Consider the following 21,386-nt stretch of genomic DNA (forward strand, 5'->3'; position numbering starts at 1 on the left):
CACCGCGGCGGCGGTGGCGTCCCCGGGGCGAGTCGTCTCGCCGGGGTGCCGAGTCAGCGTCCGGAGGCTCAGAGCAGCGCGCGGAACACCAGGTCGGGTTCTTCGTACCGCGCCTCCCGCACGGCGTAGAGCGACTCGATCGCGGCGGCCCGGCCGGGGAAGTCCGCGACCATGGTCGCCACCTCCTCCTGGGACGGGGTGAGGCAGGCGGCCTGGAGCAGGGCGGGTACGAGCACGGCGGGGTCGGCATCCATCGGGTCTCCTTCGGTCTGAGGGAACGGGGTCAGGCGGCCAGCGCCTGGGCGACCAGGTCCGGCACCCGCAGGTGCCAACTGGTGCGCTGCTGGTAGGCGTGGCCGGCGGCGAGCACACCGGCCTCGTCGAACGGCCGGCCGATGATCTGCATGCCCAAGGGCAGCCCGTCGGTGGTGAATCCCATCGGTACCGACATGGCCGGGTTGCCCAGCGCGTTCCAGTACTGCGTGTGCAGCGAGTCGATGATGTCGTCGAAGGACAGCTTTTCCAGTTTCAGCCCCCCGCACGCGCTGGTCGGGGTGACGATCAGGTCGACCTCGGTGAACAGCTCGGCCACCTTGCGCTGTCCGACCCGGCGCACCCGCTGTGCCTGCACGTAGTCGCCGGCCGGGATCAGCGCTCCCGCCGAGACCGCCATCCTGGTGCCGGCGCCGTAGTCGTTCCACCGGGTTCGCAGGTCGGGGCGGTGATAGGCGTACGCCTCCGCCGCCATGCCGACCATGGTGGCGGCGGTCAGCTCGGGGTAGAGCGGCAGCTCGATCGGCGTCACGGTCGCCCCGGCCGCGCGCAGCTCGGCGGTTGCGCCGTCCAGCACGGCGGCCAGCTCCGGCACGGTCAACGTGGAGTGGTCCAGCAGCGGGTCCACCCCGATCCGGATGCCGGCCAGGGAACCGGTCAGTCCACCGGTGTAGTCGTCCACCGGGCGGTCCACCGAGGTGGCGTCGCGCGGGTCGTGCCCGGCCAGCACCGCCAGCATCGCCGCACAGTCGGCCGCGCTGCGGGCGAGCGGACCGATGTGGTCGTAGCTGTAGCCCAGCGGGACGCAGCCGTACTTGGGTACCCGGCCGAAGGTCTGTTTGAGCCCGGTGACACCGCAGTTGGTGGCCGGGAACCGGATACTGCCGCCGGTGTCGGTGCCCAGGCCGCCCAGGAACATGCCGGCCGCGACCCCGCCGCCGGTGCCCGAGCTGGAGCCGCCCGGGTAGTGCTCGGGGTTCCACGGGTTGCGCGGGATCGGGAACGGCTTCTCCGGGTCGGGGATGCCGATCGCGTACTCCATCGTGCTGGTCTTGCCGGTGATCACCGCCCCGGCGCCGCGCAGCCGGGCCACCACGGGTGCGTCGCCCTGCGCACCCCAGGCGCGGTCCAGGATCAGGCTCTGTGCGGTGGTCTCGCCCTCGTCGGTGGCGATGATGTCCTTCACACCGAGCGGGATGCCGTGCAGTGGGCCCTTGTCGATGCCGGCGGCCAGCTCGGCGTCGGCCGTCGCGGCGGCGGCCAGCGCGGTCTCGTCGAAGCGGGACAGGTACACGCCGAGCTCGGCGTCGTGCGCGTCGGCCACCGCGAACGCGGCCTGGGTGAGCTCGACGGACGTCGTCTGCCCGGCGCGCAGCGCCGCCGCGGCGTCGGTGATGGTCAGGTACATGGGATCTCCTCGAAACCGATCGGTCGGGCCCGGATCAGGCGGCGGCCGGCATGGGTGGGCGGCGGAGGTGGTGCTCGGTGGCTTTCTGGTACGCCGAGCCGAGGGTGAACAGCGTCGCCTCGTCCCGGGGGTGCCCGACGAGCTGCAGGCTCAGCGGCATGCCCTCGAACATCCCCGACGGCAGCACCAGGGCGGGGCTGCCGGTGAGGTTGAACGGCGCGTTGGTCTGGCAGGTGGCGGTCAGCCACGGCAGGTGGCGGCCGCCCACGTCGGAGATCATGGACGGCGCGATCACCGGTGGCAGCGCGGTCATCCCGGGTGTGACCAGCGCGTCGCAGCCCCGCATCGCGGCTTCCAGCTCACGTTGGAACAGCGGGCGCAGCCGTAGCGCACGCAGATAGTCCGACGCGCTGACGAACGGGGCCGCGCCGAGCAGCGAGGCGCCCATCTCGTCGCGGTCCTCGATGCCGTCGAAGTGCTCGGAGTGCAGTGAGAGCATCTCGGCGTAGATGATCGTCCAGCCGGTCAGCGGAGCCATCTCGAAGCTGGGCAGTTCGACGTCCACGATCTCCACGCCCAGGTCGGCCAGCTCGACGAGCGCTGTCTCGTAGGCCGCACCGACCTCCGGGTGCATGTTGGACTCGAGGTAGCCGCCGCGAGCTCTGGCCACCCGCATGCCGGCGACGTCGCGGTCCAGCGCGGCCACGAACGGCGTCGCTTCGGCCGGCAGCGCGGTCGGGTCCAGCGGGTCCGGGCCGGCGATCACGTCCAACATCAGCGCGCAGTCGGCCACACTGCGGGCCATCGGGCCGGCGTGGTCCATCGTCCAGGACAGCCCCATCACACCGTGCCGGGGCACCCGGCCGTAGGTGGGCTTGATGCCGGTCAGCCCGCAGAACGCGGCCGGGATGCGGATGGAGCCGCCGGTGTCGGTACCGATGGCCAGCGGCACCTGGCCGACCGCGACGGCCGCCCCGGAACCGGAGGAGGAGCCGCCGGTGGTGCGGCGCGGATCCCACGGGTTGCGGGTCGGACCGAAGGTCTTGTTGACCGCGCCGCCGCAGGCGAACTCGAACGTGGCCAGCTTGGCCAGCAGCACACCGCCCGCTTCGGCCAGCCGCGCGGCGAGCACGGCGTCGGTGGTCGGCACATGCCCGGCGTACAGCGCGGAGCCGCCGGTGGTGCCGATGCCCTCGGTGGCCACGATGTCCTTGAGGCCGTAGGGCACGCCCTCCAGCGGGCGGGCAGTGCCGGCGGACCAACGTGCGTCGGACTCGGCGGCCTGAGCGAGTGCCCGCTCGGCCAGCGGTGTGATGATCGCGTTCACCGCCGGCTCGGTGGCCTCGATCCGCGCCAGGCAGGCCCGAGTGGCCTGGGTGGGCGTCGCGGTGCCGGCCGCGAAGCGGTCCAGCAGCTCGGCCGCGGTCGCATCGGCCAGGTCGGTGGACTGGGTGGGGGCCGATTCGGTGACGCTCACGACCGGCCTCCCCGGGCGATCCAGGCCAGTGCCGTGGCCGGCTCGCAGACCGGTTCGGTCGCCGACTCCACGAAGGGCAGCGGCAGCGCGCGGAGCCGCTCCAGCATGGGACGGCCCTCGGTGTGGGTGCCGTGCGCCTGTGCGAGCCGCTCCGGGGTGAGAGTGAGATCTTGGTACGCGGCGAGCAGCGCGAGCTGGTCGATGGGTGGCAGTGGCACGGGTTCCTCCTCGGTGAGTGGTGGTGCTGGATGTGGTGAGGTTGAGAGCGGCAACGTCTCGCGGATCGAGACGGTGAGCAGCAGGCCGCCGACCAGCAGCGCGGCGGCCCCGAGCAGCGCGGCGTGGATGCCGCCGACGGTGATGCCGAGCGCGGCGAGCAGGCCGCCGGCGAGCATTCCGACGTCGCTGGCGATCCGGTACGCCGCGATCGCGGCCTCCGGGTGACGGGCCAGGTCGACGGCCATCGCGACCGGCAGCACCCAGGTGGAGCCCACGGTCACGCCGACCGCGAGCGCGGCAATGGTGAAGGTCAGCAGGTCGTGTACCACGGTGCCGAGCGCGGTGACCGCGACGGAGCCCCAGCCCAGCGCGGCGGCCAGTGGCACCAGCCGGCCCCGCCGGTCCGCCCAGCCCGCGCCGAAATGCATGGCGCCGACATCGGTGACCGCCAGCGCGAACAGTGCGACTCCCAACCCGAGCGGGCCCATGCCGAGCCGCGCCCCGAGCAGCGGGAGCAGGGTCAACGCCAGCCCGGAACGCACCGCCTGGCCCAGTCCGGCGAGGACCAGTACCGACCACTCCCGCCGGCCGCGCACGTCCAACCCGCGCGGTAGGCCGAGCCTGGGCGGCGGCCCGGCCGGCAGTCGGGGCACCAGGAACCAGGCCACCGCGGCGCCGGCCAGGTTGACCGCCCCGCACACCGCGAACAGCAGCCGCAGCCCGTCCGTGCCGGGCACTTGCGCGGCGATCAACCCGCCACAGATCGGGCCGGAGGCGATGCCGAGGAACCAGACCGCGTTGAACGTGCCGATCGCGCCGCCGCGACGGCCCGGGTCGACCAGCCGCACCGCGAGCACGACGCCGCCGCCCATGAACAGCGCGGTGCCGAAACCCTGCAACACGCGGGCCAGGCCGACCAGCAGCCAGTTCGTGGTGGCCGCCGAGAGCAGCGAGCCGATGCCGAACACCACCATCGACGCGGTCAGCGCCGACGCCGAAGCCAGTCTCGGCACGAACCGGGTGCCGAAGAAGTCCACCAGCAGCAACGACAGGCCCATCGAGGACACCACGAACGCCGCCCACGCCGTCGTCCCGCCCAGCCCTACCACCAACAGGGCGGTGAACGGCGCGGTGACCCCGGATCCGACGCCCGCCAGCAGCACCACACTGTGGAACCGCCGCCGGGCGGTGGGGAGGGCCGCCTTGTTCACGACTGGGAGACGGCGCGGGGTGCCGGTGCCGGCGAGCAACCGCCGGGCGTGACGCCGGCCGCCGCCTCGACCACGGCGCCGGCCCGGAAGGTCAGCGCGTCAGCCCAGTGCGACGCCACGATCTGGATCGACGTCGGCATCCCGGTCGGGTCGTCCACCCCGCTGGGCACCGCAAGCGCCGGGTGCCCGGACAGGTTCAGCGGGCAGCAGTTGGCCACCATGGTGGTTCCCCTGCCGAGCAGCTCCGGGTCCTCGGCCGGACGGTCCAGCAGCACCGGCGCGACCTGCGGCGTGGTCGGCGTGACCAGCAGGTCGAACTCCTCGAAGGCGGCGTCGAGCTGTGCGGTGAGCGCCCGACGCAGGTTGGCGGCCTTGGCGAAGTAGGTCGAGAAGTAGCTGTCGTGCAGGTAGCGCCCGCCCAACAGCCACACCTTGAAGAACGGCGGGAACGAGTCCGCCTCCAGCCGCCGGACCAGCCCGAACGCATGGGTGCGCTCGACGTCCATCTCGCCGAGGTGGCTGTAGCCGGACCCGTCGGACTGCGCGTTCAGCCACGCCATGTGCAGCAGCAGGGTGGTCTCGATCGCCCAGGCGTCCGACCAGAGCGGGACGGAGACCGGGGCGAGGGTGGCTCCCTCCGCGCGCAGCGCCGCGCAGGACATCTCGAACGCCGCCAACACACCGGGCTCACACAGCGCCGGGTCCTGCGCCTCGGTGATGACGCCGATGCGCAACCCGGCCACCCCCATGCCCAGCGTGGCTGCCGCCGCGGTCGGCGCCGGCCTGCCGCGCACCCACTGCGGGTCCCGGTCGGAGTGGCCGCTCATCACGTCGAGCATCCGGGCGGTCAGGCCCACGGTGCTGGCGATCGGGCAGACCGAGTCGATCGTCTGGTCCATGTAGGTCAGCCCGTGCGAGGGCACCAGGCCCTGGGTCGGCTTGATGCTGACCACGCCGTTGAACGACGCCGGGATGCGCGCCGAGCCGCCCTCGTCCACCCCGACGGCCAGGTCGACCGCCCCGGAGCGCACCGCCGAGCCCGATCCCCCCGACGAGCCGCCCGCCGACCGTGTCGGGTCGACGGCGTTGCGCGCCGGCCCGTACCAGCTGGACTCCCCGGTGCCCGACGTGGAGAAGTCGTCGAGGTTGGTCTTGCCCACGATGTCCGCGCCGGCCGCCAGCAACCTGCTCACCACCACGGCGTCGGTGGTCGGCGTGTAGCTCAGCGTGCGGGAGGAGTTGGTGATGGGGACGCCGGCCACCGCCAGGTTGTCCTTAACCCCGACCGACAGCCCGGCCAGCGGACCCTGCTCGGCACCGTTGACCCGACAGCGCCGGATGAACGCGTGGAACGGGTCGTCGGCGTCGCTGGGCGGCCCGCCCGGGTCCCGGTCGGTGTACACCAGCGGCGGTGCCGGCGCGCACAGTTCGTCGATGCGGTCCACCCCGACGAGGGTCTGGTCCAGGATCGCGGCGTACTGCTCGGCCTCCCTCGGGGTCAGCGAGAGGTGCTCGGCGGCTCCGAGCGCGGCGACCTGGTCGGCGGTCGGGCGGCGGACGAAACCTCGGATCCGTCCTCGGGGCATGGCCATGGCGGTCTCCTTCCTTGGAGGTTCGGGCGGTCAGCTGTTGGACGACGAGCCGCCGACGGACAGCTGGGTGAGGTCGGCGAACCAGGACTGCGGCTCGACGAAGCCGTGCACGGTCGACGCCAGTACCCTGGGGTTTCGGTCGTTGACCACGACCAGCCACGGTGAGTCCTTGCCCAGGATCGCGGCGATCTGGGCGTAGATGTCCGACCGTGCCGTCGGGTCGAGCACCGTCTTGGCCTGCTGCAGCAGCGCGTCGACCTTCGGGTTGGAGTACTTGCCGGCGTTGGGCCCGGAGCCGGTGCCGAACCAGCTGCGCCAGAAGCCTTCCTGCTGGTAGGACAGCGAGATGTTCAGCGCGTTCGCGTCATCCGGGATCCTGCCGACGAAGAAGTCGTTCAGCATCGCCGCCCACTCGATGGGCTTGAGCTGCACGGTCACCCCGACCGCGGCAAGGTCGGCCTGCAGCGCGGTGTTCATCGGGGTGGGCACCATGTTGCCGGAGCCGCTGGTCGGGTACGACAGCGTCATGGTGAAGCCGTTCGGGTAGCCGGCCTGCGCCAGCAGCTGCTTGGCTTTCGCCGGGTCGTAGCCGTACACGTCGTTGCCGGTGCGGTAGGCGGCGTCGGCGTGCGGCACGAAGCCCAGCGCGGGTTCCGCGGTGCCCTTGAGGATGTTGTCCACCAGCGACTGGCGGTTGATCGCCCAGTTCAGTGCCTCGCGCACGGTCGGGTTGTTGAACGGCGGCTTGGTCAGGTTGTAGACCCACGGCCAGATGTGGTTGTAGGAGTTGGTGAGGACCTGGAAGCCCTGGTTGCGCAGGTTCGGCACGTCGTCCGGCGGCGGCACCTCGATCCAGTTGACCTCACCGGAACGCAGCGCGGCCACCCGGGCGGTGGGATCCGGGATGGGCCGCAGGATGACCTTGTCCACCTTCGGTGCGCCGTTCCAGTAGTTCTCGTTGCGGTCCATCACCAGCCGCTGGCCGCGCTGCACCGACTCGAACTTGAACGGGCCGGTACCGACCGGCTTCTCCGCGAATCCCTGGTTGCCCTCGGCCTTGATCGCGGTGGGGCTGCCGAAGTAGACCGTCGCCAGGTCCGTGGGCAGGTAGGACCACGGGCCGTTGGTGTTGATGCGCAGGGTCAGGTCGTCGATCTTGGAGTAGTTCTTGATGCCCTGCACCGACAGTCCGCCCTGGGCGTTGAGCTCCTGGTAGAAGTTCGGGCTGGCCTTGTCCGTGTAGCGCTGCAGGTTGAAGATCGCGGCGTCGGCGTTCCACGGGGTGCCGTCGTGGAAGGTCACGTTCGGCCGCAGGTGGAACGTCCAGCTGGTCAGGTCGGCGTTGGGCTCCCAGGACGTCGCCAGGTCGGGCACGATCTTGGGGATCTGGTTGCCCTGGGTCAGGTCGAACTTGGTCAGGCCGTCGTAGAGCTGGTTGGCCACGAACCGCAGGCCCTCGTAGCCCTGCCCCTGCGCCAGCCCGGTGTCCAGTACCGGGATGTCCGACGCCGTCATGCCGATGATCAGGGTGTTCTGGGTGCCGCCCGAGGAGGTGGCGCTGCCGCCACAGGCCGCGAGCAGCAGCCCGAGCACGGCCGCCAGCGCGGTGAGCAGGATGCCGCGATGTCGGCCCGGGGGCCGCCGCCGCTGCGGTCGATCGGCGAGGAAGTTGCTGGGCACGGGGGATCCTCTCGGGTGGTTCTTCGGGCAGGGGCCATCGGCCGGCGGCCCAGTGGGTCCCGGCGTTGCGTGGGGCGGGACGGGTCAGCCGGGCACGGCGGCGGCCGGCTGGGGCTGGGCGGTCACATGGACGCAGGCCGCGGCGTGTTCGGGGGTCACCTCGGTCAGCGGCGGCCAGGAGCTGGCGCACACCTCCTCGGCCACCGGGCAGCGGGTGCGGAAGCCGCAGCCGGACGGCGGGTTCGCCGGGCTGGGCAGCTCGCCGGAGAGCACGATCCGCTCCCGTCCCTGGCCGGGCGTCGCGGACAGCAGCGCGGTGGTGTACGGGTGTTGCGGGCTGGCCCAGAGCTGCTTCGCCGGCCCCACCTCGACGACCCGGCCCAGGTACATCACGGCCACCCGGTCGGAGATGTGCTCCACCACCGCGAGGTCGTGGGAGATGAACAGGAACGCCACGCCGGTCTCCCGCTGCAGGTCGGCGAGCAGGTTGAGCACCTGCGCCTGCACGCTCTTGTCCAGCGCGGACACCGCCTCGTCGCAGATCACCAGGTCCGGCGCGGTAGCCAGCGCCCTGGCGATCGCGACCCGCTGCAGCTGTCCGCCGGAGAGCTCGTGCGGGAACCGGGTGCTCTGCGCCGAGGTCAGCCCCACCCGGTCGAGCAGCCGCAGCACCCTGGGTCCGCGCTCGGCCCGTGGCACCCCGTGCGCGCGCAGGTTGAACTCGATCGAGGAGCGCACGGTGAGCCGGGGGTTCAGCGAGGTCTGCGGATTCTGCGGCACCACCTGCAGCCGGGCCCGCAGCGCCCGCAGGTCGCGGCGGCCCAGCCCGGCCATCGACCGGCCGTCGAAGGTGACCGTGCCCTCGTCCGGTGCCAGCAGGCCGAGCAGCATCTTGCCGGTGGTGGACTTGCCGCACCCGGACTCGCCGACCACGCCCAGCGTCTCGCCCCGGTGCACGGTGAGCGAGACGTCGGCGACCGCCCGCACACCGTTGCCGAAGGTCTTGGTCAGGTGCTCGGCGACCAGCAGCGCCGGTGCCTCCGGTGTGGTCGTGGCCATCACGCGGCCCTCCCGGGTGTCGGGGTCGCCGGGTTGACCACCGGGCACGCCGCCGAGCGGTCCGGTCGAACCCTGCGCAGTGGCGGGTCCTCGCCCCGACACGCCGGTCGCGCCTTCGGGCAGCGCGGCGCGAACGCGCAACCGGCCGGGAACGCGCCCACCCCGGGGGGCGAGCCCTCGATGGAGCGCAGCGTGCCGCGCGGGATGTCCGGTGCGGGCAGTGAGTCGAGCAGTCCCTGCGTGTAGGGGTGCCGGGGGCTGGCCAGCACCTCGCGGGCGGGGCCCTCCTCGACCAGCCGCCCGGCGTACATCACGCCGATCTGGCCACCGAAGTCGCCGGCCACCCCGACGTCGTGGGTCACCATCAGCACCGCGGTGCCCAGGCGCTCGCGCAGTTCGGCAAGCAGCTCCAGGATCTGCGCCTGCACGGTCACGTCCAGCGCGGTGGTGGGTTCGTCGGCGATGAGCACCTGCGGGTCGCAGGAGACGGCGATGGCGATCACCGCGCGCTGTCGCATGCCGCCGGACAGCTCGTGCGGGTAGCTGTCCGCGACCCGCTTCGGGTCCGGGATGCCGACCATGGCCAGCAGCTCCTCGGCCCGTCTGCGGCCCGCCCGTTTGACCCGCTCGATGCCGTGCACCGCGAGCACCTCGGTGAGCTGGGCCCCGATCCGGCGCAACGGGTCCAGCGCTCCGGTCGGGTCCTGCGGGATGAGCGCGATCTGGCCGCCGCGCAGGCTGCGCAGCGCTGGCTCGGGCAGCCCGAGCAGCTCCTGGCCGTTCATCCGCACACTGCCGCCCAGCTCCGCCGCCGAGCCGTAGAGCTGCATGATCGACCTGGCGGTCACCGACTTGCCGCAGCCGGACTCGCCCAGCAGCATCAGCGTCTCGCCCCGGCGCAGCGTGAACGAGACACCGCGCACCACCTCGATCCGTCGCCGGTTGGCCACGAACGTGGTACTGAGGTCGGTGACCTCCAACGGGGCGAGCGCGGTGTCCGGCTCGGCCTGGTTCACGCCCGAGAGGCCCGTCGAGGCGGTCATGCCCTGGCCTCCCCGCGCACGTCGAGCAGGTCGCGCAGACCGTCGCCGAGCACGTTGAACGCCACCGAGGCGACCAGGATGGCCAGCGCGGGAATCGCGGCCAGGAATGGCGCGGTGTAGATGTACTGGGTGTGGTCGCTGACCATCAGGCCCCATTCCGCGGTCGGTGGTGACACCCCGAGGCCGAGGAAGCTCAGTCCCGCCGCGTACACGATGGACAGCCCGATCAGCGCGGTGCAGTAGACGACGACCGGCGGGGCCACATTGGGCAGCACCTGGCGCAGGGCGATCGCACCCCTGGTTGCGCCGCTGGCCCTGGCCGCCTCCATGTAGTCCAGGTCGACCAGCCGGCCGGTCTCGGTCTCGGCGACCCGGGCCACCGGCGGCACCAGGATGACGGCCAGCGCAATGATCGAGTTGGAGATGCCGGAGCCCAGCGCGGCGGCGATGGCGATGGCCAGCAGGACGGCCGGGAAGGCATAGAACACGTCCAGCGTGCGCATGATCAACCGGTGTCCCCAGCGCCCGGACAGGCCGGCGGTGACTCCCAGGGTGGTGCCCACGGCCGCGGCGAACAGCACCGGCACCAGCCCGGCGAGCAGCGACAACCGGGTGCCGTCCACCAGCCGGGCGAACACGTCACGGCCCTGCCCGTCGGTGCCGAGCAGGTGCCCGTGCGTGCCGGCCGCGAGCAGCCGCTGCGCCGGGTCGCCGACGTTCGGGTCGCCGACCAGGAACGGGCCGAGCACGGCCACCAGCACGATCAGGCCGACCACGCTCGCCGCGATGGTCGCGGACAGGCTCATCCGCCGGCGCGAGCGGACGCCGCGCGGGGTGGCGAGGGCGGATTCGCGCACCGAGTCGGGCACGGAGCCGGGCGGTGCCTCGGTCACTGTGGTCATGGGCATCTCCTGGCGGAAGGTCAACGGGGCGGGAGGTCTCACTGGCTAGTGCGAGGTGCGGATCCGGGGGTCGACCAACCCGTGCAGGGCGTCGACGATGAGGTTGAGCAGCACAAAGGCGAAGGCCGAGACCAGTACGCCGGCCTGGATCACCGGCAGGTCCCGCTGGCTGATCGACTGGTAGACCAGCAACCCGATGCCGGGCCAGGCGAACACTGCCTCGACGAAGATCACCCCGCCCAGCAGGTAGCCGATCTGCAGGCCGGCCACGGTGAGCAGGGACGGCACCGTGTTGTGGAACGCGTGGCGCATGACCCGGCGCCGGGACAGCCCGCGCGCGGTCAGCGCCTCGATGAAGTCCATGCTCATCACGTCCAGCACCGACGAGCGGAACATCCGGGCGATAATCCCGGCCGGCACCAGCGCTGCCGTGACCGCCGGCAGGATCAGGTGGTTGAACAGATCCACGAAGCCGCCGCCGGTGCTGGGGTTGTACATGCCGCTGACCGGGAACAACCCGGCGCCCGCCGCCAGATAGATGATCAGCAGCAGGCCGATCGAGTACTGCGGAACGGAGATCGAGAACAGTGCGAAGCCGTTGCCGATCCTGGCCAGCGGGCCGGTTCGGCGCAGCGCGGTGAGCGCGCCCACGGCGATGCCGACGACCAGTGCCAGGACCGCGGCGGCCAGAGTCAGGATGAGGGTGTTCTTCAGCGCGTCGAACACCATCGGCGCGACGGCGGAGCGCCGCGCGATGCTGGTCCCGAAGTCGCCGACCACGGTGTGCCCCAGCCAGGACACGTACTGCACCGGCAGGGGCCGGTTCAGGCCCAGCCGCTCGGTCAGCGCCGCCCTGGCCTCCGGCGTGCCGGTCGGCCCGAGCAGTGACGCGACCGGGTCACCTGGGATGATCTTGACGGTGATGAAGATGACGAGGGAGACACCGAGCAGGATCGGGACCGCCATCAGCATCCTGCGGCCGAGGTAGCCCAGCATCAGGCGTCCCGACCGCGGAGCGGTCCCTGCCGGCACTGCCAGCTGTGCCGGGGGAGCTGCACGGTGAGCGTCATCCGGTCGCCGCGCACCCGGGCGAAGGCGTACTCCAGCGGGCACCCGGTGTGGTCCCTGACCAGCCGCTCGAACAGCAGCAGCGGCGCGCCGGCCGGCACGTTGAGCAGCTCGGCGACCACCTCGTCGGCCAGGATCGCCTCGACCGCCTGGTCGGTGACGCCGAGTTCGAAACCGGCCAACTCGTAGACCGAGTACCACTCCTCGACCTGTTGGCCGAGCACGACGACGTCCAGCAGCGGCGGCGGCACGTAGGCGGTGCAGGCGTAGTACGGCTCGTCACCGACCAGCGTCAGGTACTCCACGACGCCGCACTCGCTGCCCTGCGGGATGCGGAGCCGCTCGGCGACCCTCGGTGCGGCGACCTCCCGGCTGGTGCTCAGGATCCGGTGCGAGACCGTCCCGCTGTCCCCGGCGGGTTCGGGCCCGTGGATGTAGCTGAAGCTGTGCCGGACCTTCGAGGCGACGGATAGCGTCCCGGTACCCGGTACCCGCTTGACCAGTCCCTCGTCCCGCAGCAGCGCGAGCGCGTCCCGCACCACCTGGCGACTGGCCGAGAACGAGAGCATCAGCTCCGCCTCGGCGGGCAGCGCGCCGGCTGGGAACTCCCGGACCACGATCGCCGCGCGGAGCAGATCGCGCACCCGGCGGGCCGCTCGCGACCGGCGCCTGGTGCGCGGGTCCATCCTGGCCTGTGTCATGCCCACTACAGTGGGTAAGTGGCGTGTATACCGAAAGAGTGTCAGGGTAACGCCGCAGTTAAGCCGGAAGTATCCCGACGGAACCTGCCCTGACCTCGACAGACGTGTTTACCGGGACTCATAACGCCGGGAGAACTCCGCTGCTACGCCGGGACTTCCGGGTGTTCGCCAGGGCCGATGCGCCGTTTGGCCTAATAGTCCGGCCCGCCGAGCCTCTGGTGGATCATCAGCCGGCCACGTGCTCGGCACAGATCAACCAGACGTACCTGACCGGCCCGCCGCTGACCGGCGGAAGGACGATCCGAATGTATTCCCGAGCATATTCAGCGTTCAGCTGTGCGGCACAGCGTTCAGCTGTGCGGCCGGTTCGGCCGAAGCCGGTCAATGCGGACACACTTGTCCTACGCGGCGTGGTCTACCAATGGCAGCGGAGCGCATTGAAGGGCAGCTTGTTGACGCAGTCGGCGCAGCAGCGCTGCGGCCGGCTGAGGTGGACGTCGGGAATGACCGAGTACCGACACAGGGCGGGGTACCCGACACTCGCGCCCACCGAGCTGGCGAGCGTGAGCTCAGGCTCGAGCACCGCGTGATCCAGCCCGTCCGCGCCGGTGATCCAGTGGAAGAAGACCGCCCGCTCGTCGGTCTGCTCCGTCCGTGCCGTCGTCATGAGACCCCGCACTCCCTGAATCGATCAACTTGGAGGGGGAGGTTAGGGGTGCCGATGACACCGAATGTGACGACGAAGTGACAAGACGTGAACGCCCATCGCTGACCGGCGCGGGGGCGTCCCCGGCGTGGAACCGCTGCGGCCGGCGCGATCAGGCGGTCGATCGTCGCTTTCGCCGTGTTCAGCATGGCGGTTTGTTATCGGCGACCGGAGGCGAGGGATGATCTGCGCCAGAGCACGATGAACTGTTCGGCGGGACACCCGATCAGATCGAGAAGCCGGTCGTCCTCGAACCCGGGCATCATGCGCAGTCGGGAGATGAGCTCGCCCGCGATGGCGTCGTTGAAGGCCACGGGATGCCAGTCGTCATCAGTGGTGTGGAGCAGAAAGCAGGCGTTTTCCTGCCAGGACCCACGAGAGCTTGTCCGCACGAGGACCTCTGTGAGTTCGTCACACAATTTACGCACATCAATGGACATCGGCGCAGCTGGCTGAGGCTGGAAGAACCGTTTCAGCGTCGAGGTGAACGGCCGCACCGTGGGTGTGGCATTGAGGCCGCGCGAGTCAGATACATTGCCCATGCTCGCCTCCGCCCTAATGCGTCGGACCGCCGTTGTGTGTCTCTGTTATACAGCTGTATGAGTCGACTGATGCGGAGGTGAGCGTCAACTCCAGGTAAATTGCTAGGCGCAAGAAGAATGGTTCCTGGGGCGCGAAGTCTCTCGATTCGGACCTGGCGGAGGAGCGGACGCCGGTCGGCATGGGTTCGGCGCCACCGAGCTGTCTCGGGCCCGCACCGGTTCGAAAGCAGGCTCTTCGGGTGGTGCCCGGATGAGGCCCGGCGGCGTACCCTCTCGGCCATGGACGCGGCGTCGCGTGTGCTTGTGATTGCCAACCGGACTGCTGACTGCCAGGAGCTGATCGAGCAGCTCGTGGCCCGACATCGGGTGGGCCCGATCGCGGTGACCATGTTGGCGCCCGCCGTGTGGGAGGTCCAGGACCCCCATGGCGGTACCGAGTCCGCGTGCCGGCGGCTGCGGGCGGCGAGAAGGCTGCTGCAGGCCAGCGGTATCGAGGTCTCGTGCGTGACCGGGGATCCCGATCCGATGACGGCGTTCGAGCGGGAGTGGCAACGCGGTCGGTATGACGAGGTCATCGTCTCCACATTGCCGGCCCATCTGTCGAAATGGCTGCGGATCGACCTTCCACACCGGGTCGGGCATGCCGTCCCCGGCGTGCCCGTCACGCACGTCATCGCGTCCGCGGCGGTCGCTCCGTCGCGGGTTTGACGTAGCGGCCGCATCCGCCCCGGGCGGAGAGCGGCGCCCTGCCTCCAGCTGCACGGCGGCGCCGGCTATATGGACGAGTACGAGATCGCCCGGTTGTGGCGCGACACGAGAGTGCAGCGGATCCTCGCCGGGTCCAGCGAGGTGATGCGCCATATCGTGGGCCGATCCATGCGACTGGACCGGTGAGTTTCGCCCAGCGCGCCTCGGCTGCAGGAGGAGAACACATGGCGACGGTGGACGACGACGTCCTGATCAGCCGGATGGCACCGTTGGCTGACCCGCTGACCCGGTTCTTCTGGACCAGTGGCGCGGACGGGCACCTGAGGTTCCTGCACTGTGCGTCCTGCGGGTACTTCAGCCATCCGCCCGGGCCGCGCTGCGCTCGTTGCCTGAGCGCCGAGCTGTCCCCCCGGGCCGTGTCCGGGCTGGGCACCGTGCATACGTTCACCGTGAACCACCAGCAGTGGGTGCCGGGCCAGGCGCCCTACGTGATCGCGATCGTCCGGCTCGATGAGCAGGAGGATCTGCGGCTGACAACCAACGTGTGCGGGTGCGACTGGGCCGAGGTCACGGTCGGCATGCGGGTCCGGGTGTGCTTCCTGCACCGCAACGACGTCTGGTACCCGCTGTTCGAGCCCGTCCAGGAGGCACGGTGAGCCGGCATTTCGAACACGACTCGGTGATCAGCGGCATCGGTCAGAGCACGGTGGGGCGACGGCTGGGTCGTTCCGACCTGGACCTGACCGTGCAGGCGTGCCTCGCCGCTGTGGCCGACGCCGGGCTGACCCGCGCTGACATCGACGGGCTCTCGACCTATCCGGGCGGCTACAGCGCCAGCACCGCCGGCTACGGCGGGCCGTCGCCCTACGATGTGCAGGACACGCTGCGGCTGGACCTCAACTGGCATCAAGGGGCCGCCGAGGTGCCCGGGCAGCTCGGGGCACTGGTGGCGGCGTGCACCGCGGTCTCGGTGGGGCTCGCCCGCCATGTGCTGGTCTACCGCACGGTGACCGAGTCGTCGGCGCAGGGCGCTGGGGGCCGGGCCTCGGTACTGCCGGCCGGGCCCGGGACGGCCAGCGGCACGGGGACCTGGATGCTCCCCTTCGGGGGCGTCTCCGCTGTCAACTGGCTGGCGCAGGTGGCGACCCGGCACTTCCACGAGTTCGGCACCACCCGCGAACAGCTCGCCGCGATCCCGATCACCGTGCGCCAACATGCCTCGCTCAACCCGGCGGCGGTGTTCAGCACGCCGCTGACGAGGGAGGACTACCTGGGTGCGCGGATGATCTCCAGCCCGCTCTGCCTCTTCGACTGCGATGTGCCCGTCGACGGCGCGACCGCGCTGGTCGTGTCCGCGGCCGACTACGCGCCCGATGCGCCCAGCGGGTCCGCGCGGATCGAGGCATTCGGGACGGCGCTGCGCGGCAGGCCGTCCTGGGACCAGTACGGCGACCTCACCTCGATGGCGGCCCAGGGTGCCGCCAGCCACCTGTGGAGTCGTACCGAGCTCAAACCGGGCGACGTCGACATCGCCCAGCTCTACGACGGGTTCAGCATCCTGGCGCTCGCCTGGCTGGAGGCACTCGGGATGTGCGGCCGCGGTGAGGGCGGGGCGTACGTCGAGGGAGGCGAGCGCATCGCGTTGACCGGCGAGCTCCCGATGAACACGGCGGGTGGGCAGCTCTCCGGTGGGCGGCTGCACGGCTTCGGCTTGCTGCACGAGGCGGTGGTGCAGCTGCGGGGCGGTGCCGGCGCCAGGCAGGTGGCCGGCGCGGAGGTGGTGGTGGTCGCCAACGGCGGTGGCCCGATCGCGGGGGTGGCGTTGCTGACGGCGGACCGAGGCTGAGACACCGCCCGGGTGGGGGCGCGGGTGGGGGCGTGCTCAGACGAAGAGCACGGTGGCGGCCTTCACCGCACACTCGTGCGTGGTCGCGACGGGGACGGACCGGAACACGCGGGCCTCCCTGTTGTCACACACGTACTCAGCCTAGAGCTAGGCCTAGAGCCGTTAGGCGCGAGTGGTGCCGGCGCTGTCGGTGAGCCGACCGGCCAACCGCAGGAACGCGGCCACCTCGTCCTCCGTGGCGGTCTCGAGGAGATAGCGTCGAACGGCATCGGCGTGCGCCGGCGCGGCCGCCCGGACGGCATCGATCCCGCCGGCGGTCAGCACGATCTGGACTCCGCGCGCCCCGTTGTCGGTCGTGCGCTCGACCAATCCCCGTGTCTGCATCCGCGACAGCTGGCGCGACAACCTGCTCTTGGACCAGAACATCTCGTTCGCCAGGCGCTGCTGCCCCATCCGCTGCTCCGGGGCCTCGACAAGGCGCATGAGCACACTGTGATCAGCCGGCGACAGGTCGGAGAACGGCCTGAGCGCCGCGGCGACTCTGAAGCGGAGGATGTCCGCCACGAGCAGCACAGCACGCCAGGCTTCGCGTTCGGCCGGCGTGAGCGGGTCGGTCACACCGTGAATCCTAAGTGGTGCCGGCACGGGTAACTCGGTGGAGGCCGGTTACCCCGGCTACGCACGGGCATGGGTGCGAGGCCAGCCGTTCAGTCGGCGAAGAACAGCTGGGTGGGCGCGGCGACCAGGATGCGGTGGCGGTCGGATTCGTCGGGAGCCCAGTCGGCGAGCAGGTTGAGCAGCTCGCCGGTGTCGCGCTGGCCGTCGGGGAGATGCGGCCAGTCGGAGCCCCAGATCAGCCGGTCCGCCCGGGCGCTCACCAGTGCGCGGCCCAGCGGCGCGACGGAGGACAGTGGCTTGTCCTTGGCGATGCGGTAGGGGCCGGACAGCTTGATCCAGCAGTAGCCGCCGCGAAGGATGTCGAGCAACCGTTCGAAGTCGGCCTGGGTGAGCCCGTCGGACTCGAGCATGTAGCCCATGTGGTCGATGACGAAGTGGTGCTCGAGGTCGGCGAGGTAGGGCAGCAGATCCCGGATGACGGTGCCCGGTGTGTAGAACTGGATGTGCCAGCCGCGCGGGGTTGCCCGGGCGGCCATCCGCCGGACGTAGGCCATGATGTCCTCGACCGGCCAGTCCCGGCGGGCGAAGAGATCCAGTCGGATCGCCCGCGCCCCGAGCTCGTGGTACTGGTCCAGCTCGGCCTCGGTGGTGTCCTCCTCGATACGCACCACAGCGCGGCAACGTGAGCCGAGTTTACGCAGCACGTCGAGGGTGAGGCTGTTGTCGTTGCCGTAGTAGGTGGGGGCCACGAGCACCATCCGCTCGATGCCGAGCACGTCGCAGACCTGCAGGTATGCCTCCAGCGTTCCGTCGGGGAAGGTGTACTGCGGGTTGGGGACCGCGGGGTAGCCGGGCTCGAACACGTGGAAGTGCGAGTCGCAGGCGCCGGCCGGCAGCGGGAAGACGGGCCGGGTGTTGGACTCGGCCTCCCGCATCGGGGTGCACACGGAGAACTTCGGGTTCACGGTCGTTGCCGTCCTCACGGTGTCGTCGGGTGGGGTCGCTCAGTGCCGGGGTTCGGTGAAGGCGGCGGCGCGGGACTTCGCCGCGGCGAACAGCAGGTCGGTGTCGAACCCGGTGAGGTGTAGCGGGCTGACGCCGAGTGCGGGCAGCGAGTCCAGGACGGCCTGGTCGGCGATGCCGCCGACCATGAACAGCTTGTCGTGGCGCTTGCACGCCTCACCGACGGCGGCGATCGCATCGCGCAGGGCGGGGTGGCCGTACTGGCCGGGCACACCGAGCTCGGCGGTCAGGTCGTTGGTCCCGATCGCCAGCATGTCCACCCCGTCCAGCGCGGCGATGGCCTCGGCGTTGCGGATGCCTTCGGGGGTCTCCAACAGGATCTGCACGATCGTGGCGCGATCGAGCGCGGGATTCAGCTCCCGTGCCGGGGTCGGGCGCATTCCGTGCTGGGGCACCATGGCCAGCTGGGAGCGTTGTCCGCCGGGTGGGAACCGGCAGGCCCGGCTGATCAGCTCGGCGTCGGCGACTGTCTCGACGCGGGGAGCGATGATCCCGTGCGCCCCGCAGTCCAGGAGCCGCCCGATGGTGCCGTACTCCCGTTCGGGGATCCGCGCGAAGGGTGTCAGACCCAGGTCGGCCGCGGTGGCACAGAGCGTGCCCGCCACGTCCAGCGACATCGTCGAGTGCTCGAGGTCGATCATGATTCCGTGGTGGCCGGTCGACCCGGCGATGCGCACCACGTCGGCGGTGCGGCTGGAGCGGATGCCCAGCAGCAGGGTCGGTGCGCCCGCGCGCAACCGCTCGAGGAACGGGTTGGACCGCACCTGACCGCTCGCCTCAACCATGGAACAGATCGCCCTTCTCTGGACGGAGCTACGTGAGTCCGTGCGTTCCGTACGGCGGGTGGTGCTACCGACCCCCGGCGTAGTCGACCCCGTCCAGGCCGGGAACGGTGATCCGGGTGGGGTCGTTGTCGCGGGCCACGAGTTGCGCCACCGCGAAGTCGGTCACGCAACCGGAGAGCAGTTGGCGGGGGTCCTCCAGGACCACCCGCAGTCGGGTCACCATCGCCAGCATGTCCTCGGCGGAATGGATCTTCGGCATGTCGCTGACCTCTGTGAGCCCGGTGGCGAGATCGGGTGCCTCGGTGCCGCCCGGGACGTAGCGCGGGTAGCCGTCGAACATCGCCGGGCCGAGCTCCTGGGTGGCGTGGATGCCGTTCCAGATCGTGCGGAACGTCGGCTCGAGTGCCTTGACCTCACTCAGGTCACCGTTGACCGGGGTGGCGAATACGCGAACGTGCGGCGCCATGTACAGCCGTTCCAGGGGGAGCTTGTGCCCGGACGCACCGAGGATCATGGCGGCGACGCTGCTGGTGTTCCAGGTGACGCCGGCGGTGGGGCGGCCCTGCCTGCCGGCGATGATGACCATGGCCCGGTTCCAGTCGATGTCGTTGCCGCCGAACCAGCGCAGTACCCGGAAGGCGATGTCCATCCCGGCCAGGAAGAACGTGGCGATCATCATGTGGTTCATCGGTACGGCCGGCTGGCTCCCGCCGGTACCGGCGAGGTAGTCCTCGCGCAGGGTGTGGACATTGAGGTAGCTCTGGTCGGCCAGTGCGGTGCGCAGGTAGTCCTCGGTGCGCCGACAGGTGTGGTCGATCATGTCGGCGATGGCCTGTTCGCGGCCCCGGTAGGCCTCGACGGCAATGGTGTCGCGCCACAGTTCGACGCTGTTGGCCGCGCGCGCGACCTCGACCTGTGCGAGCAGCCGTCGGCCGTCGGCCTGCCACGAGTCGTCGCCGCGCAGTGCGCGGATCTGGACCAGTGAGGCCAGCGCCGGGCCGAGGTGGGAGATCCCGGCCAGCTCCTTGAACCCTCGGGTGGACAGGCGGAAGCCCTCGACCTGCGGGTCCTGCCCACCTCCTGGGTAGAGCGCGAGGTCCGCGCCGGTGGCCACGATCAGTGGGTCGTTGTCGGTGCGCTCGGCGGTGGCCTCGGCCAGGTGCCTGCCGATGCTTACCGGGCTGGCGGTGTAGGTGGTGAAGAGCTCGACCAGTTCGGGGCTCTCGTGGCTGGCCATGCGTGGCCCTTCCGCGGTGTGGTGGGTGGTTCGGTCGGCTACGCGGTGAAGGAATAGATGACCGTCTCGGTGCTGAACCGGACGTCGGCGGTGAGGCTGTTGGAGACGGCCACCAAGGTGTCACCGCCGTCGGGGTACACCGCGACGTCGGTGCCCCCGGAGGTGGGGAACTGCTCGACGACCTCAAGCTTGCCGTCGACCCATTGGTAGAGCTGCGACTGCAGGGAGGTCGTCGGGTTCTCGCGGGTGCCGGTCAGGAAGTTGACCCGGACCAGGTAGAGACGCCCGTTCTGCTCGATGACGGCCAGTTCGCGGCCGCCGGCCCCGGCCAGAACCTGGTGCTGCACGAACCGGCCGCCGGCCCAGCGGAGGAGGACGGAGTCGCCGCCGAGCACGGCGCAGGCGAGATAGGTCTCGCCGTCCACGGTGAAGTCGGCAAAGGCTCGCCCCTCGGTCTCGACGAGCGTCTGGTGCCCGACGAACCAGGTGCCGTCCCATCGGTACAGCCGGGACGGGTCAACGTTGTCGGCGTGGGCCAGGAAGTGTTGGCCGTCGAGCTCGAGGGCGTGCCAGTTGTAGGCCCACTGGGACGGGATCTCCTGGAACGGCCGGAACTGCGTCCCGTCCCACTCGAAGATCACCGACGGCCGGTTGCTGTCCTTGTGCTGAGGTAGGGACACGCCCTGCGCGAGGCCGAGGAAGTGGTGACCGTCGATCTCGAAGTAGCGCCACTGCTTCGCCGCGAACGCCGGAACCGACTGGAACTTGACGAACCGCTGGCCGTCCCAGGTGTAGATGGCCGAGTCGATCTCATAGTTGTACGGGCCCCGACCGGACCGGATGCTCGCGACGGCCAGGAACGCCTCGTCGCCGATCCGGAAGAACTCCGCGTCCTCCCCGCCCGGGGCCGGGATCCGCTGGTGCTCGACGTAGCAGTCGCCCTCGCGGCGCAGCAGGAGCAGGTCGGTGTTGCTGTCACCGCCGTTCATGCCGGGCGGGGTGCCCGTCGCGTCGGAGGACAGCTGCGGGATCGCCAGGAACGAGCGGCCATCGAGTGTGAACGGCGCGACAGCGCGCGCGCCCGAGGTGGGGATCCGGATCCGCTCTGTCAGGTGCTGATCGGTCATCGGGCACCCCTTCGAGCCTTGGTATACATGTAAACCCAGTATGTTCACCCTTCGATTGATGTCAACCGCTGTGCTGGGAAGCGCGGCGTTCAGTTCTTGTGGATGTGCGGTGATCGGGGACCCGGAGACCAAGAGCCGCATCCGGGTGGCCGCCGAGGTCG

22 protein-coding genes are annotated in these 21,386 nt (G+C 70.7%); 4 read left to right on the top strand and 18 right to left on the bottom strand.

Annotation, left to right across the window (positions count from 1 at the left end):
- Window positions 1-68 precede the first annotated feature (68 nt).
- The 13 genes from ACTXG6_RS17680 to ACTXG6_RS17740 form a co-directional block, all read right to left on the bottom strand.
- Complete coding sequence (locus ACTXG6_RS17680; protein ID WP_445188906.1) at window positions 69-254, bottom strand: hypothetical protein; 186 nt, start codon at window positions 252-254, stop codon at window positions 69-71.
- Window positions 255-283: 29 nt separating this feature from the next.
- Complete coding sequence (locus ACTXG6_RS17685; protein ID WP_445188907.1) at window positions 284-1,681, bottom strand: amidase; 1,398 nt, start codon at window positions 1,679-1,681, stop codon at window positions 284-286.
- A gap of 34 nt (window positions 1,682-1,715) precedes the next feature.
- The gene (locus ACTXG6_RS17690; RefSeq protein WP_445188908.1) at window positions 1,716-3,158 is read right to left on the bottom strand and encodes an amidase; all 1,443 of its coding nucleotides are present in this window, start codon (window positions 3,156-3,158) and stop codon (window positions 1,716-1,718) included.
- Window positions 3,155-4,588 (bottom strand): MFS transporter, encoded by a 1,434-nt coding sequence (locus ACTXG6_RS17695; protein ID WP_445188909.1) that lies wholly within the window; start codon window positions 4,586-4,588, stop codon window positions 3,155-3,157. The genes ACTXG6_RS17690 and ACTXG6_RS17695 overlap by 4 nt, the downstream gene beginning before the upstream one ends.
- On the bottom strand, window positions 4,585-6,180 hold the full coding sequence (locus ACTXG6_RS17700) for an amidase family protein (protein ID WP_445188910.1): 1,596 nt from the start codon (window positions 6,178-6,180) through the stop codon (window positions 4,585-4,587). The genes ACTXG6_RS17695 and ACTXG6_RS17700 overlap by 4 nt, the downstream gene beginning before the upstream one ends.
- Before the next feature lie 30 nt (window positions 6,181-6,210).
- Window positions 6,211-7,860, bottom strand: coding sequence for an ABC transporter substrate-binding protein (locus tag ACTXG6_RS17705; protein ID WP_445188911.1), 1,650 nt, complete (start codon window positions 7,858-7,860; stop codon window positions 6,211-6,213).
- Between the two features lie 84 nt (window positions 7,861-7,944).
- Window positions 7,945-8,919 carry an ABC transporter ATP-binding protein gene (locus ACTXG6_RS17710; RefSeq protein WP_445188912.1) on the bottom strand — a complete coding sequence of 325 codons (975 nt, stop codon included), beginning with the start codon at window positions 8,917-8,919 and terminating at the stop codon, window positions 7,945-7,947.
- Window positions 8,919-9,962, bottom strand: coding sequence for an ABC transporter ATP-binding protein (locus ACTXG6_RS17715; protein WP_445188913.1), 1,044 nt, complete (start codon window positions 9,960-9,962; stop codon window positions 8,919-8,921). Before ACTXG6_RS17715 ends, ACTXG6_RS17710 begins: the two co-directional genes overlap by 1 nt.
- A complete protein-coding gene (locus ACTXG6_RS17720; protein ID WP_445188914.1) occupies window positions 9,959-10,864 on the bottom strand; it encodes an ABC transporter permease in 906 nt (301 codons plus the stop codon). Before ACTXG6_RS17720 ends, ACTXG6_RS17715 begins: the two co-directional genes overlap by 4 nt.
- Window positions 10,865-10,909: 45 nt before the next feature.
- Window positions 10,910-11,860 (bottom strand): ABC transporter permease, encoded by a 951-nt coding sequence (locus tag ACTXG6_RS17725; protein ID WP_445188915.1) that lies wholly within the window; start codon window positions 11,858-11,860, stop codon window positions 10,910-10,912.
- The gene (locus tag ACTXG6_RS17730) at window positions 11,860-12,633 is read right to left on the bottom strand and encodes a GntR family transcriptional regulator (RefSeq protein ID WP_445188916.1); all 774 of its coding nucleotides are present in this window, start codon (window positions 12,631-12,633) and stop codon (window positions 11,860-11,862) included. The genes ACTXG6_RS17725 and ACTXG6_RS17730 overlap by 1 nt, the downstream gene beginning before the upstream one ends.
- A gap of 415 nt (window positions 12,634-13,048) precedes the next feature.
- Window positions 13,049-13,300, bottom strand: a complete 252-nt coding sequence (locus ACTXG6_RS17735; protein ID WP_445188917.1) for a hypothetical protein — start codon at window positions 13,298-13,300, stop codon at window positions 13,049-13,051.
- Window positions 13,301-13,497: 197 nt separating this feature from the next.
- A complete protein-coding gene (locus ACTXG6_RS17740) occupies window positions 13,498-13,881 on the bottom strand; it encodes a hypothetical protein (RefSeq protein WP_445188918.1) in 384 nt (127 codons plus the stop codon).
- A gap of 279 nt (window positions 13,882-14,160) precedes the next feature.
- Here ACTXG6_RS17740 and ACTXG6_RS17745 point away from each other — a divergent pair, with 279 nt between their 5' ends.
- The 4 genes from ACTXG6_RS17745 to ACTXG6_RS17760 are packed head-to-tail and all read left to right on the top strand — an operon-like array spanning window position 14,161 to window position 16,435.
- Window positions 14,161-14,589 carry a hypothetical protein gene (locus ACTXG6_RS17745; protein ID WP_445188919.1) on the top strand — a complete coding sequence of 143 codons (429 nt, stop codon included), beginning with the start codon at window positions 14,161-14,163 and terminating at the stop codon, window positions 14,587-14,589.
- A gap of 12 nt (window positions 14,590-14,601) precedes the next feature.
- Window positions 14,602-14,775 (top strand): acyl-CoA dehydrogenase family protein, encoded by a 174-nt coding sequence (locus ACTXG6_RS17750; protein WP_445190036.1) that lies wholly within the window; start codon window positions 14,602-14,604, stop codon window positions 14,773-14,775.
- A gap of 38 nt (window positions 14,776-14,813) precedes the next feature.
- Window positions 14,814-15,245 carry a Zn-ribbon domain-containing OB-fold protein gene (locus ACTXG6_RS17755; protein ID WP_445188920.1) on the top strand — a complete coding sequence of 144 codons (432 nt, stop codon included), beginning with the start codon at window positions 14,814-14,816 and terminating at the stop codon, window positions 15,243-15,245.
- Complete coding sequence (locus ACTXG6_RS17760) at window positions 15,242-16,435, top strand: thiolase family protein (protein ID WP_445188921.1); 1,194 nt, start codon at window positions 15,242-15,244, stop codon at window positions 16,433-16,435. The genes ACTXG6_RS17755 and ACTXG6_RS17760 overlap by 4 nt, the downstream gene beginning before the upstream one ends.
- Before the next feature lie 162 nt (window positions 16,436-16,597).
- Here ACTXG6_RS17760 and ACTXG6_RS17765 read toward each other — a convergent pair whose 3' ends face one another.
- The 5 genes from ACTXG6_RS17765 to ACTXG6_RS17785 all read right to left on the bottom strand — a co-directional run bounded on the left by ACTXG6_RS17765 (window position 16,598) and on the right by ACTXG6_RS17785 (window position 21,225).
- The gene (locus ACTXG6_RS17765) at window positions 16,598-17,053 is read right to left on the bottom strand and encodes a MarR family winged helix-turn-helix transcriptional regulator (RefSeq protein WP_445188922.1); all 456 of its coding nucleotides are present in this window, start codon (window positions 17,051-17,053) and stop codon (window positions 16,598-16,600) included.
- A gap of 89 nt (window positions 17,054-17,142) precedes the next feature.
- Window positions 17,143-18,018, bottom strand: coding sequence for an amidohydrolase family protein (locus tag ACTXG6_RS17770; protein ID WP_445188923.1), 876 nt, complete (start codon window positions 18,016-18,018; stop codon window positions 17,143-17,145).
- 39 nt (window positions 18,019-18,057) lie between these two features.
- Entirely contained in the window at window positions 18,058-18,861 is an 804-nt protein-coding gene (locus ACTXG6_RS17775; RefSeq protein WP_445188924.1) for an HpcH/HpaI aldolase family protein, read from the bottom strand.
- 64 nt (window positions 18,862-18,925) lie between these two features.
- A complete protein-coding gene (locus ACTXG6_RS17780) occupies window positions 18,926-20,098 on the bottom strand; it encodes a DUF5624 domain-containing protein (RefSeq protein ID WP_445188925.1) in 1,173 nt (390 codons plus the stop codon).
- 38 nt (window positions 20,099-20,136) lie between these two features.
- The gene (locus tag ACTXG6_RS17785; protein ID WP_445188926.1) at window positions 20,137-21,225 is read right to left on the bottom strand and encodes a hypothetical protein; all 1,089 of its coding nucleotides are present in this window, start codon (window positions 21,223-21,225) and stop codon (window positions 20,137-20,139) included.
- Window positions 21,226-21,386: the final 161 nt, after the last annotated feature.

This window comes from Pseudonocardia sp. Cha107L01 (genome assembly GCF_052566575.1).